The organism is Spirochaetota bacterium (assembly GCA_026414805.1).
Lineage (GTDB): Bacteria > Spirochaetota > UBA4802 > UBA4802 > UB4802 > UBA4802.
The window spans coordinates 17,844-30,342 of sequence record JAOAIH010000020.1 but is presented as its reverse complement, the minus strand read 5'-3'; the positions used below and the strand labels follow the sequence as shown (position 1 = coordinate 30,342).

Here is a 12,499-nt window from a genome sequence, read left to right as displayed (position 1 = left end):
ATTTTTACTTACGGCCATACTCCTTCAAATACTTCCTCAGCAGGGCCAGTCAGATACACATGATTGTCCTTTTCTTTCCACTCTATTGTAAGGTCACCACCTGAAAGATGGACTTTTAATTTTCGTGCTGTCTTCTTGGTGAGAACTCCCGCTACCGTCACTGCCGAGGCTCCTGTGCCGCAAGCTAGTGTTTCGCCACTGCCACGCTCCCATGTTCGCTGTATCACTTCCTTTTCATTGACTATCTGTACAAATTCAACGTTGGTGCGTTTGGGAAAAAGCTCATGATTTTCTATCATGGGCCCGTATTTTTCCACAGGAAAATTTTTAACGTCTTCAACATATATTACAACATGCGGGTTACCCATGGAAACTGCTGTGATTGCAAATTTTACACCGTCAACATGTATTTCTTCCTCTATAACTGTTCCGGGATTGCCAATCATGGGAATTTTATCACGCAGAAGTATTGGTTCCCCCATATCCACTGTGACAGTGTGTACTTTGCCTTTTTTCACAGTGCACTGTACATATTTTATGCCGGCTAATGTTTCAATGGATATATGTGTCTTTTTTGTCAATTTATGATCGTACACATATTTTGCAAATGCACGGATTCCATTTCCACACATTTCGGCTTCGCTACCGTCAGCATTGAACATGCGCATCCTGAAATCAGCCTTTTGAGAAGGCAAAATTAAAATCAGCCCATCAGCGCCAACCCCAAAATGGCGGTTGCTCATGGCTTGTGCTAGTTTCTTTGGATTTTTTATTGGATGTTGTATAGCGTTTATGTAAATATAATCGTTGCCAATGCCATGGAGTTTAGTAAAAGGTATCATATAGTCACCTATGCATTTTTACTATGAGCTTTCGCCATAAACATGTACACTACTGCCTGTATTGTGTCAAGAAAATGTTTAAGCTGTGCATTAGTTTCATGAAAATAAAAAAATTGTTGCAATAATGTGTTGACTTGCTTGAAAGGTTAAACTTTGTTTATTCCATACTAATTTTGTTGTACTGTGTGTATATATATCATGCGGCGATACCAGTTGAACAGAACATTCAGTAAAAAATCATACTCTTCTACAGGTGATTTTTTTACACGCATTGTTAATTTTTTTGAGGATATTATATATGCACTGGAGTTGCGCTTTGGTAACATCCGACCGATACTTATTGGTCTTGTTGTGGGTGCCATCATAGCATTTATTGTTATTCTCATTATAGATTTTTATAAAGTGAGGGCACTTGCACATTACACCCCATATCAGACAACAAAGATATATGACAAGAATAACGTGCTAATAGCAGAATTTTTCAAAGAAAAGCGTGAAGTAGTACCTCTTAAACGAATACCACCGTATGTTGTGCAGGCATTCATTGCAATGGAAGATAATGAATTTTATGAGCACTTTGGGATAAATCCCAAAGGTATTGTGAGAGCTTTTTTTGTTAACCTTGTTTCGGGACGCGTTAAGCAGGGTGGAAGCACCATCACGCAACAGCTTGCCAAGATATTGCTTACATCAGGGGAGCGATCCATATACCGCAAGGTAAAGGAAGCATTTATTTCGCTCATGATTGAGATGTTTTACACAAAAAATGAGATTATGGAAATGTATCTCAATCAGATTTTTTTGGGGCATGGAACATACGGTGTTGAATCAGCAGCCAAATTTTATTTTGGCAAGCATGTGTGGGATTTAAATTTAGCTGAATGCAGCTTGCTTGCCACACTGCCGTCTGCTCCCAATGTACTATCGCCATTAAAAAATCCGCGCCTTTCAATGGAGCGCCACAGAGTAGCACTTGCCAAGATGGTAGATATGGGGTATATCACTGTGCAACAGGCTGAGAAGGCATATCTAGATTTTTGGCCGGATTATCTTGCCTACATTAACGATTTGCCACCAACCATGACTGCATGGTCATCGCGTGTGAACAAAGCGCCGTGGTTTACCGAGCACATACGCCGTATATTAGTTGCAAAGTTTGGTGAAAAGGCAGTGTACGAAGACGGGCTTACTGTGTACACTACGTTAGATGTTGATAAGCAGCAGTGTGCACAAAAGCTGTTGAAAGAGGCTGTAGAAAAGCAAACAGTTATATCGCGCAGCCTGACATTTGACAATGACGAGTACATATCAAACCGCTTTGCTGATGAAGTAAATTTATTGAATATGATGTTTGGGCTACCACCAATAAAAGAAAGCGGGTCAGCTGAAAAGCGCAAATTTAACCGGTATATGAAAGATGGCCTTCTGTGGGAACTGCAAGCCCTAAACTTAATAACAGGTCTTGATAGCATAGAAGATATTTTGCAGCAGTATTTTGAAGGCAGCTGGGATCAAAAGGAATTTATGAATGTGGAAGGCTGCCTTATTTCAATCAATCCAACAAATGGCTATGTTGAAGCAATGGTTGGCGGAAGCGATTTTACAAGCACCAATCAGCTTAACCGTGTAATGCAGTCAAGGCGGCAAGCTGGCTCGGCAATTAAACCGCTTTTGTACACTGCAGCAATTGATTCAAAAAAATTCACCGCAGCCACCACCATTATGGATTCGCCAGTTTTGTATCTTGACTTAGAAGGTGGGGACTGGATACCCGAGAATTACGAAGGTGAATATTACGGGCTTGTGACACTGCGGCGTGCACTTGCGTTGTCCATCAACGTTGTGTCGGTACGTATTGCTGATGCCTTAGGTATTGATACGGTGCTCGATTACTTTGCAAAATTATTGAAAATATCTCGCAATGAATTGAAAGAGAGAGTTCCACGCAATTTTTCTATTGCACTTGGTTCATTTGAGGTCAGTCCATTTGAGTTGTCGCGTGCATACGCTATTATTGCTAATAATGGAAAAAATGTTATTCCATACACAATACGCTATGTACAGGATAAAACTGGCAAAATCATTTATAATCCAGAAGAAGAAATTATGGCAGAACTTGCTGAGCAAGAAAAAGATGGCTCAATACAGATAGTGCCTCCTGAAGCAACACGTATAGTGATTAGCCTCATGCAATCAGTCATTTCATCAGGTACCGGACGGGCAGCTGCCATTGGAAGACCTGTTGCAGGCAAAACTGGTACTACCAGTAACTTTCGCGATGCATGGTTTGTAGGATTTACCCCGCAACTTGTCACCGGAATATGGATGGGATATGATGGCAAAGGGTTGTCGCTTGGGCCAGGGCAATCTGGTGGTGCGGTTGTTGCACCGGTGTGGGGTGATTATATGAGCTGTGCACTGCAAAAGGAGCCAGTGCTGGAGTTTGCTGCGTATGGGAATATTACTACTGCAAAAGTGTGCGCTGAATCAGGGCTATTGCCATCATATTATTGTAAAAAAGTAATTGATGAGCTTTTTATACCCGGCACCGAGCCACAGGAAGAGTGTAGCAAATGTGCAAGTGGCAGTACATTGCCCACAACAAAATTACCTCACATCAATGTATCTGAAAAGCAAAAGGAACAGATTTTAAAGAAAATGAAAAAAAAAGATGAAGATATACTTGAATCTATAGATAATGTAATACGGTGATTACTATGGATATTCAAAAATTTTATATTACACCTGATGACACTGCACTGTTTATCATTGATGTGCAGGACAGCTTGTTTAACTCAATGGAATATGAGATGCGCAAGAAAGTAGCTAAAAATGTAGGCATTCTTATTGAACTTGCAAAGCAGTACAGCTTGCCAATAGTGCTAACCGAGCAATACCGCAAGGGACTAGGTCCTACCATAAAAGAGTTGATGGATAGGCTTGAAGGTGTGGTAGCGTATGATAAGTTAGCATTTGACTGCATGAAGGACGATACCATCCGTGAGCAGGTTGCAAGGATAAAGCGCAGCAATATCATTTTATGTGGAATAGAAACCCACATCTGTGTGCTGACTACTGCGCTGTCACTGCTTAAAAATAATTACAATGTCATCATCGCATCAGATGCTGTGTGTTCACGCCGCACGCATGAATGGGAAATGGCAATCCATGCACTGAGGCAAGCAGGTGCAATAGTATATCCTACGGAAACAATTTCGTTTATGATTTTAGAAAGGGCAGGTACTGAAATTTTCAAGAAACTATCGCCCCTGTTTAAATAATTATGGTGCATCCCATAGCACGGAGTGTGCGTCAAACACTGGGCCGTCAACACAGGCACGCTTATAGCCTTCTTTAGTTGCCACTGCGCATCCAAAGCACAGGCCAATGCCACAGCCAAAGTAACGTTCTAGCGAAGCTTCAATAGGCAAGTGCGATAGCTCATGTGAAAGGCGTTTCATCATGATTTCGGGACCGCAGGTGTACACAATGTCAAATGCAGTTTTGCTTACGATGTCTTTTGCTGCTTCAACGGGATTACCCTTGATGCCGTAGGTGCCATCATCTGTGGTTACAATGCAGGTGTGCGATAGCTCTTTGTAACTGTCTAACATAAAAATGTCAGACTCAGAGCGAGCTCCCCAGATATATGTAACCTGCGTATGTACTGCAGCAAGCATTTTTGCTAAATAATACAATGGAGCATTTCCCACACCGCCACCTACTAAAAGCGCCTTTTTACCTTTAACTATTGAAAACCCTTTGCCAAAAGGACCAATGCAATCTATTAATCCAGGCTGAAGGTTTACAATTTGCTGTGTACCTCTGCCAACTACACGCACTACAATCTGCAATGTGTTGCCGGTTTGGTCAAAGATTGAAAATGGACGCCGTATCAGCGGGTCTGTAGCTGTGTTCACCTTGATGTTGATAAATTGTCCAGGAGTACTTGTAAGGCAGTCTGTTTGCAGTGTGAGCAGATAATGGTTATATGCCACTGGTTTTGATTCAATGAGTGTAAACATTGTGCACCTCGTGTAATCTACACTACACTATAGCATAAGCAATTTGTGCAATACTATTTTTTTAAAGATGGTACTGTTATAATATTATTTTTACACAAATAAAAATCAATTCCATTAAATGTCTTGACTTTGTGTACACTACAACACAATTATTATGCTAGATAGTAAAGGATTATAAATGATAAGAAGCAAAAAATTAACACCTTACGAGGAGCAATTAATTTCAAGCTTTGTTGAGTATATCAGTAGTTTTAATCAAGTGACAAGTGTTATTGTATATGGCTCACGAAGCAAAGGGCAAAGCAATGAATACAGTGATGTAGATGTAGCAATTGTTGTAGAACAAACATCAGATGTTAAAAAACTTGAGAAAATTATTGAGCAATGGAATATAGATGTTTCACCTGAGATACTTTTGCATTTCCTTGTTATAGATACAAATGGCCTGCATACGGTGGCAATAGGCAAAGAAATCCTGGAAGGTGATATCGTATGGTTGAGACAACGCAGGGATTAGATGATATTTTTAATCTCATTAAAAGCAAATTTATAAGCTTTATAAGTAATTACAAAGCCAACAATTACAGAGAATGTGTTACAGCATTATTCTATGTTGCTGAGTCACTAGTGCGATATGTGCTTGCAACACGAGGATATTTTCCGGTTTCACATGAAGGAATACAGGTGTTGCTAGCCCAGCATTTTATCAAGCCTGGTACAATAAAAAAAGATGTGTATAATTATCTCACAAACCTGTATATACGAAAAAAAGATGCTGATTATAAGGGGTTTGTGATGTTTGATAGAGATGATGTAATCACTTATTGGCAGTAGATTGTATCAATAGTTGATAAGTTGCATCAATTTTTAGAAGATGGGCATTGGCAATCCATATCTTCCTTAATGGAAGAAGGTTACAGGGTATTGAAAAATAAATTGCAATATTTTTTTATATTGATTTATACTGCACCCCTGTTGTACAAAGGCAAAAAACTCTATTATTAAAACAGGTGAGCTATATGCCTAAAAATGAACTAATATTATCAATTGATGCAGGTACTCAATCCATTCGTGCCATAGTATTTAATTTGCAGGGTAATGTTGTTGATATAGTAAAAACCCCTATTGAGCCGTATTTCAGTAATTATCCCGGCTGGGCCGAGCAGGACCCCGAGTATTACTGGAGAACATTGTGCACAACCACAAAAAAGCTGTTAGCAAAAGGGAAAGTAAAAAAAGACGCTATCCGTGGTGTAACCCTGACAACGCAGCGCGATACCGTTATTAATGTAGATAAAAACGGCAAGCCATTGCGCCCTGCCATTGTGTGGCTTGATCAGCGCCGTGCGGATAAATCGATCGTAAAGCTGCCCTGGTATATAAAAGCAGGCCTGAAAGTAGTAAATATGCTTGAAGCAGTTGAGTATTTTATTACAGAATCTGAAGCAAACTGGATACGTCAGTATCAGCCCGAAATATGGGAAAAAACATATAAATTTTTATTTCTTTCAGGGTTTTTTACATATCGATTAACTGGTGATTTTGTTGATTCAGTAGGATGTCAGGTGGGCTTTATCCCATTTGATTACAAAACTCAGGACTGGGCACCTTCTTCTGATTTGAAGTGGCGCCTGTTTCCTATGAGCAAAGATACGCTGGTGCGCTTGGTTAAACCCACTGAGGTGTTAGGTTACATAACAAAAAAAGCTGCCAGTGAAACGGGAATACCTCAGGGATTGCCACTCATTGCAGGTGCTGCTGATAAAGCCTGTGAAGTGCTTGGGTCAGGATGCCTTACACCAAATATTGCCTGCTTAAGCTACGGCACCACTGCAACAGTGGAAACAACCAACACTAAGTATGTTGAAATTATACCGTTCTTTCCGCCATACCCAAGTGCGGTACCGGGAGCATACAATACCGAGGTTATGGTGTATAGAGGTTTCTGGATGTTAAGCTGGTTTGTGAAGGAATTTGGTGCTCGGGAAGAACTGCAGGCAAAGAAGATGGGCATAAAGCCTGAGGCACTGTTCGATAGATTAGTAAAAGAAATTCCCCCTGGCTCAATGGGACTTACACTACAACCATACTGGTCGCCAGGAGTTAAGATCCCAGGACCTGAAGCAAAGGGGGCAATAATTGGATTTGGTGATGTTCACACCCGTGTGCACATCTATCGTGCAATACTTGAAGGATTGGCCTATGCACTTCGCGAAGGTGCAGAGCGAACACAGAAGCGAAACAAAGTACCCATTGAAAAGCTGCGAGTATCCGGAGGCGGTGCACAGAGCGATGTTGCAATGCAGCTTACTGCTGATATTTTTAATCTGCCTACAGAGCGGCCGCATACCTTTGAAACTTCTGCATTGGGTGCTGCAATAGACGCTGCAGTAGGATTAAAGATGTATCCAGATTTTAAGACTGCAGTTGGTGCAATGACGCGTGTTGGAAAAGTATTTTATCCCAATCCAAAGGATGTGGAAATTTATGATAAGCTGTATAAAAAGGTGTACCAGAAATTATATAGCCATTTAAAACCTTTGTACGAGGACATACGCGAAATAACAGGTTACCCCGAGAAGAGGTAATATTGATTTTAAATACTTTTCTTTTTTAGCTTGTTATGGTAATATTTTAATAAGCAAATCATTTTTTGATGAATATTATGGAGATATAAAATGCTATGATTAGAATATTGGTCAAACCAACAAAAAAGAGCTTAACGATTAGGATTCCCAACGAATATATAAATAAAGACATAGAAGTGCTATTGTTCCCCATTGATGTTGGAATTAAAGAATCATATGGCAAGTCAAGTTGTACAATGATACTCAATAAAACAAAAGGGATGTTGAAAAAGTATAAAATAGACCCAGTTAAATGGCAAAAGCAGATTCGGGAAGAATATGAACGATAGTAAGTATTTAATTGATTCAAATATTTTAATATATCATTTAAATGGAGAAATAATTGCCTCTGAATTTTTGGAAAAATATATTAGTCAATCTTGTATATCACGATTAACATACATAGAGGTTCTTTCATTTAATTATAACAAAAAAGAAGTGAAAGCAGTAAAAGAACTTCTTAATCATTTTAAAGTGATAGACACATCCGAAGAAATAGCATTACAGGCTTTAAAGAATAGAAAAAGGAAAAAGATAAAAATTGCAGATAATATTATTGCATCAACAGCGCAAGTGCATAATCTGATACTGGTGACAAGGAATGTTGAGGACTATAAAAGTTTGAAACTAAAAATAATTAATCCATTTGATTGATGTTTCAATAACAGAGTATGTGGTTTTCTTGTATTGTATATGGTTTATTACCTTTTGTTAAATGGTATTTAATTGATGTTTTTATTTAAATATTAAGAATAAATAGAGAAAAATATGGAAACAATCTCCGGTGTGGTGTGTGAGGTGTGCCACGCAAAAGAAGCAGTGGTGCGCTGCGATGGGTGTGGCAAAGCGCTATGCAAAGAGTGCCGTGTGTTTGATATCTGGTGCTATGGATGCGGGCATGGCAATACCAAAGCCTTCTGCAAGAAGTGCAATGATGATCCTGCTATAAATATCTGGAAAACACCCGTATAGGAATTACTCTGCTCTTTGCACTGATGCAAAACTTCGTTTAATGCCTTTTTTAAATGCAAGTTTTGGATAGCCAAAGATTACAAAAAGGCCGCTCTTGCTTTTATATTTAATTCCGTATTTTTCCCTGAAAGCCTTTGCCTTGCTGCCCTGCTGCAAAAAAGGATGAATGCCGCCAATCATACAACTGCCAAGGCCAAGTGATTCAGCTGCTAACATCGCGTATGTTGCAGCAAAACATCATCCCTGTTATCCCATACAATGATATTTACTTCAGATGGTGGAATGCCCATTGGTGCGGTCTGTGCTGCATCCACAATTTTATTAATGATGTCTTTGCTTACAGGAGTGTTCTTAAACAGGCGTATGCTCCTTCGTTTTTGCATAAGCGATAGTAACTGTGGATAGGGTGCAGCCTTGTTAATACCTTTAATTGGGAACACATCCTCAGGAGCTATCGCCCTGCCACTTACTGCAATAGCTACTCTTGGGCAGATAGCCATACAGTGTCCGCATCCAATGCAGCCGAAGTAAGGATTTAGTGCAAACGTAGCTTTTTTGTTTGCAATAATTATATTTTTATCAGGGCAGGCTGTGACACATAAGGCGCATCCATTGCATTTATTTGCATCAATAGAAACGCGAGTTTGTGCATCACCACGTGATGTGGGAATTGCCATTATGGTATCCTTTGGAATATATTGTTTTACATATTATCAGCAACAGCCTGACCAAATTCAGAACACTTTAACAATGTAGCGCCTTCCATTTGCCGTTCCAAATCATAGGTTACGCGCTTTTGCTGTATGGTTTTCTCAAGGCCTTTGATGATTAAATCTGCAGCTTCCTTCCAGCCCATAAAGCGAAGCATCATCTCTCCTGAAAGAATGAGCGAGCCTGGATTAACCTTATCCTGATTGGCATACTTTGGTGCAGTGCCATGGGTTGCTTCAAACACTGCAGCGTCATCGCCAATATTTGCACCGGGTGCCATCCCAAGGCCACCAACCTGGGCTGCCAGTGCATCGGAGATATAGTCGCCATTTAAATTTGGAGTCACGATCACATCAAATTCATCGGGGCGCAAAAGGACCATCTGAAACAGGGCATCAGCTATACGGTCTTTAATCACGATTTTTCCTGCGGGTACTTTGCCATTGTACTGTGCCCATAGTTCATCTTCGGTAATAATATACTCTGCAAATTCTTCTTTTGCTGTCTGATATGCCCAGTCACGGAATGCTCCTTCAGTAAATTTCATGATATTGCCTTTATGCATTATTGTCACGCTTGAGCGCTTGTTATCAATTGCATAACGGATTGCTGCTCTTACAATGTTTTTAGTATTTTCAATGCTAATTGGTTTAACGCCAATGCCGGTATCATATCCCAACGACTGTCCCATCTCTTTATTTAAAAAATCTATGACTTTTTTTGCTTCAGGTGTTCCCTGTTTCCACTCAATGCCCGCATACACGTCTTCCATATTTTCCCTGAATATCACCATATCTACTGTTTCAGGATTTTTAAGCGGGCTTGGTACGCCAGCAAAGTGGCGAACAGGGCGCACACAGGCATAGAGTTTGAGCACCTGGCGAAGTGTAACATTGATGCTCCGTATACCGCCGCCCACTGGTGTGGTAAGGGGTCCTTTTATGGCAACTTTGTATTTTTTTATCTTTTCAATTGTTTCATCTGGAAGCCAGCTTCCTGTAGTGTTGTATGCCTTTTCACCAGCCAGGATTTCCTGCCACTGTATGCTGCGCCTGCCCCCGTATGCTTTGTTCACTGCTGCATCAAGTACAATTTTGGTTGCCCGCCATATATCGGGGCCGGTGCCGTCCCCTTCTATGAAAAGCACAACAGGGTTATCAGGCACTTGGATTTTTCCGTGGTGGTATTTGATTATTTGTTCCATAGCCTCACTCTACAAGATTAAATTTTATTATCAGTAACTATCGCCCATACATTTATTTGGCGATAGCTCCTGTTATTTTGCTTTACAGTGAAAATTAAGCGATGATGTAAACTGTGTTTGTTGAGATGACAAATATCAAAAAATATAGCACAGATAAAGTATTTGACATTCATTTTTGTCAATAATCTAAATGTCAAAGGAAAAATATTTATATCCGATGATTTCGATGTATTTTAGAAAAATCTAAAATACAGTGGTAATGTATAGTATCATTCTGAACCTCTTGATGTACAGGAAAAGACTTGATTTGGGTTTAAAGATGCTGAAACAAGTTCAGTATGACGTTTTATTTGGTTTGAAAGATGCTGGAACAAGTTCAGTATGACGTTTTTTTGAGTTTAAAAAGATGCTGAAACAATTTCAGCATGACGTTTTTTTTTGAGTTTAAAAAGATGCTGAAAAAGTTTACCATGATATTTTTTAGGAGGAAATTTTGTTATGAAAGAACTTATCATAATAGGTGCAGGACCTGCAGGTATGGCAGCATCGATCTATGCTGTGCGTGCAGGGCTTGATACGCTGGTGCTGGAAAAGATTTCTCCTGGGGGGCAGGTAATGCTGACCTATGAAATAGAAAATTATCCCGGATTTGTTGAGCCTGTTGAAGGGTGGCAGCTTGCAAGCAATATGGAGCAGCAGGCGCGCCGCCTTGGAGTAACTATTGAAAGCAAGGATGTGGAGTCTGTCAAAAAAATTAATGATATATTTGAGATTACTACAACCGATGGCAGCAGCTTGCAGGCGCGCGCAGTGATTGCTGCAACAGGTGCTTCTTTAAGGCGCTTGGGTGTGCCGGGTGAGTCTGAGTTTACCGGCAGGGGTGTGTCGTATTGTGCCACCTGTGATGCTGCATTTTTCAAGGATATGGTGACGGCAGTGGTGGGTGGTGGCAACACAGCGCTTGAAGAGGCATTGTATTTAACACGGTTTGCATCAAAGGTGTATCTTATTCACCGGCGTGATGAATTCAGAGGGCAAAAGATTTTGCAGGATAGAGTAAAAGCAAATCCAAAGATTGAGCTTATTCTTGATACCGTGGTCACGCAGATCAATGGTGATGAAAAAGTAAAGACCATTACTCTTTTGAATAAAAAAAATAACAAACAGTCTGAACTTACTGTTGATGGTCTGTTTATATTTATTGGCTTTACACCAAATACAGCATACCTGCCAAAAGAAATCTTGAATGAAGCCGGTCAAGTTAAGGTTGATATGCAGATGCGAACACCAGTTAGCGGCCTTTTTGCAGCAGGTGACTTGCGTGAAGGTTCATATCGGCAAGTGCTTATGGCAGCAGCCGATGGCGCAACTGCATCAATCAGTGCGTATGAATATATTACACATAAGCAATGGTGAGGGGTTAAACAAAAAGGTGTGGCTCATGTAGTTTGGGCATTTAGAATTATGATGTGTATGAAACATGAAGGAGCAAGTTATTTTAACCATGTAGCGTATGTGTTATATATTCAGTAACTGTAATTTTAAATTTTTTATTGATTTTAATCTGAAGTCGTTTGTTACCAAAGTTGCATTAAAAACAATAGTTGTTGCACATATTATTGCATCGGGTAATTTTATTTTGTATTTCTTTCGCAATCTAATAACAGTATTACAAATTTCTTTGTCAATATATATAATGCGAAAATATGACAATAGCTTCCTTACAAATTTCTCTTCAGCAATTGAAGAAAAATCGTATCCAAGAACTTCCATATATGTTATAACTGAAATTGCATAATCTGCTGTATCGTCAATGACACTATCAATATCTAGTAATCCTTTTGATAAGTAGATTATTGCATTAGTATCAAATACTTTTATAGCCATTGATCTCGTTGATTCCTTTGCCATTGTAAAGGGTCATCAATGGATTGGAAAACTTCAACCTTTTTTGAAGTGAGAAGTTTCTTTAAAGTTTTTTTTGTTAATTTGTTCATTTTGTTTTTATCTTCTTCAATTACTTTAAGACCTCTGATCTTAAGGTTTCTCAATAAAAATAATATATGTTCATAATTCCTATCATCTATTTCAATTCGTATATTTTTCATTAAATCCTCC

The 12,499-nt window shown here is 39.5% G+C and carries 16 protein-coding genes; 9 read left to right on the top strand and 7 right to left on the bottom strand.

Annotated features, from left to right (window positions below; all coding sequences use genetic code 11):
- Positions 1-8 precede the first annotated feature (8 nt).
- Positions 9-839 carry a diaminopimelate epimerase gene (gene dapF / locus N3F66_05905; GenBank protein ID MCX8123683.1) on the bottom strand — a complete coding sequence of 277 codons (831 nt, stop codon included), beginning with the start codon at positions 837-839 and terminating at the stop codon, positions 9-11.
- Between the two features lie 201 nt (positions 840-1,040).
- On the opposite strand from dapF, the gene N3F66_05900 reads away from it, so the two are divergent.
- Both N3F66_05900 and N3F66_05895 read left to right on the top strand, forming a co-directional pair.
- A complete protein-coding gene (locus N3F66_05900; GenBank protein MCX8123682.1) occupies positions 1,041-3,554 on the top strand; it encodes a PBP1A family penicillin-binding protein in 2,514 nt (837 codons plus the stop codon).
- A 5-nt stretch (positions 3,555-3,559) separates the two neighbouring features.
- Positions 3,560-4,123 carry an isochorismatase family protein gene (locus N3F66_05895; protein ID MCX8123681.1) on the top strand — a complete coding sequence of 188 codons (564 nt, stop codon included), beginning with the start codon at positions 3,560-3,562 and terminating at the stop codon, positions 4,121-4,123.
- Here the strand turns inward: N3F66_05895 and N3F66_05890 are convergent, their stop codons facing one another.
- A complete protein-coding gene (locus N3F66_05890; GenBank protein MCX8123680.1) occupies positions 4,124-4,867 on the bottom strand; it encodes a dihydroorotate dehydrogenase electron transfer subunit in 744 nt (247 codons plus the stop codon). It abuts the gene before it with no gap.
- A 178-nt stretch (positions 4,868-5,045) separates the two neighbouring features.
- Here N3F66_05890 and N3F66_05885 point away from each other — a divergent pair, with 178 nt between their 5' ends.
- The 6 genes from N3F66_05885 (at position 5,046) to N3F66_05860 (ending at position 8,466) form a co-directional block, all read left to right on the top strand.
- A complete protein-coding gene (locus tag N3F66_05885; GenBank protein MCX8123679.1) occupies positions 5,046-5,384 on the top strand; it encodes a nucleotidyltransferase domain-containing protein in 339 nt (112 codons plus the stop codon).
- Positions 5,360-5,701, top strand: coding sequence for a HEPN domain-containing protein (locus tag N3F66_05880; protein MCX8123678.1), 342 nt, complete (start codon positions 5,360-5,362; stop codon positions 5,699-5,701). Before N3F66_05885 ends, N3F66_05880 begins: the two co-directional genes overlap by 25 nt.
- Before the next feature lie 185 nt (positions 5,702-5,886).
- The gene (locus N3F66_05875; protein MCX8123677.1) at positions 5,887-7,455 is read left to right on the top strand and encodes an FGGY-family carbohydrate kinase; all 1,569 of its coding nucleotides are present in this window, start codon (positions 5,887-5,889) and stop codon (positions 7,453-7,455) included.
- 95 nt (positions 7,456-7,550) lie between these two features.
- The gene (locus N3F66_05870; protein ID MCX8123676.1) at positions 7,551-7,784 is read left to right on the top strand and encodes a hypothetical protein; all 234 of its coding nucleotides are present in this window, start codon (positions 7,551-7,553) and stop codon (positions 7,782-7,784) included.
- Positions 7,774-8,148 carry a PIN domain-containing protein gene (locus N3F66_05865; protein ID MCX8123675.1) on the top strand — a complete coding sequence of 125 codons (375 nt, stop codon included), beginning with the start codon at positions 7,774-7,776 and terminating at the stop codon, positions 8,146-8,148. Before N3F66_05870 ends, N3F66_05865 begins: the two co-directional genes overlap by 11 nt.
- A gap of 114 nt (positions 8,149-8,262) precedes the next feature.
- Complete coding sequence (locus N3F66_05860) at positions 8,263-8,466, top strand: hypothetical protein (GenBank protein MCX8123674.1); 204 nt, start codon at positions 8,263-8,265, stop codon at positions 8,464-8,466.
- 3 nt (positions 8,467-8,469) lie between these two features.
- Here the strand turns inward: N3F66_05860 and N3F66_05855 are convergent, their stop codons facing one another.
- Genes N3F66_05855 through icd form a run of 3 tightly spaced genes read right to left on the bottom strand, consistent with a single transcriptional unit; the run spans position 8,470 to position 10,381 of the window.
- The gene (locus tag N3F66_05855; protein MCX8123673.1) at positions 8,470-8,682 is read right to left on the bottom strand and encodes a nitroreductase family protein; all 213 of its coding nucleotides are present in this window, start codon (positions 8,680-8,682) and stop codon (positions 8,470-8,472) included.
- Positions 8,676-9,143, bottom strand: a complete 468-nt coding sequence (locus tag N3F66_05850; protein MCX8123672.1) for a 4Fe-4S dicluster domain-containing protein — start codon at positions 9,141-9,143, stop codon at positions 8,676-8,678. Before N3F66_05850 ends, N3F66_05855 begins: the two co-directional genes overlap by 7 nt.
- A gap of 26 nt (positions 9,144-9,169) precedes the next feature.
- Positions 9,170-10,381, bottom strand: a complete 1,212-nt coding sequence (gene icd / locus N3F66_05845) for an isocitrate dehydrogenase (NADP(+)) (protein ID MCX8123671.1) — start codon at positions 10,379-10,381, stop codon at positions 9,170-9,172.
- A 498-nt stretch (positions 10,382-10,879) separates the two neighbouring features.
- Between icd and trxB the strand changes: the two genes are divergently transcribed.
- Positions 10,880-11,797, top strand: a complete 918-nt coding sequence (gene trxB, locus N3F66_05840) for a thioredoxin-disulfide reductase (GenBank protein ID MCX8123670.1) — start codon at positions 10,880-10,882, stop codon at positions 11,795-11,797.
- A gap of 102 nt (positions 11,798-11,899) precedes the next feature.
- Here the strand turns inward: trxB and N3F66_05835 are convergent, their stop codons facing one another.
- Positions 11,900-12,268 carry a type II toxin-antitoxin system VapC family toxin gene (locus tag N3F66_05835; GenBank protein ID MCX8123669.1) on the bottom strand — a complete coding sequence of 123 codons (369 nt, stop codon included), beginning with the start codon at positions 12,266-12,268 and terminating at the stop codon, positions 11,900-11,902.
- Positions 12,259-12,489 (bottom strand): hypothetical protein, encoded by a 231-nt coding sequence (locus N3F66_05830; GenBank protein ID MCX8123668.1) that lies wholly within the window; start codon positions 12,487-12,489, stop codon positions 12,259-12,261. The genes N3F66_05835 and N3F66_05830 overlap by 10 nt, the downstream gene beginning before the upstream one ends.
- Between the last annotated feature and the right edge of the window lie 10 nt (positions 12,490-12,499).